We start from the raw sequence: 203 nt of genomic DNA on the forward strand, positions 1-203 counted from the left end.
ACACCAACGGGCTGCTGCGGCAGTACTTCCCCAAAGGAACCGATCTTTCCGTCCATTCACCCGAAGACCTGGAAATCGTGGCCCAGAAGCTCAACGGACGCCCACGTAAAACGCTCGACTGGGACAGCCCAGCCGAGCGTTTACGTGATCTACTTCTAAGCACCTAACAACCCAAGGTGTTGCAACCACCCCCAGAATCCGCC

At 57.1% G+C, this 203-nt stretch carries 1 pseudogene; it reads left to right on the forward strand.

The window, feature by feature from the left end:
- Positions 1-203, forward strand: a pseudogene (locus NGB94_RS16780) (IS30 family transposase); the annotation flags it as partial.

Source organism: Arthrobacter koreensis (genome assembly GCF_035792275.1).
Classification (GTDB): domain Bacteria; phylum Actinomycetota; class Actinomycetes; order Actinomycetales; family Micrococcaceae; genus Arthrobacter_B; species Arthrobacter_B koreensis_A.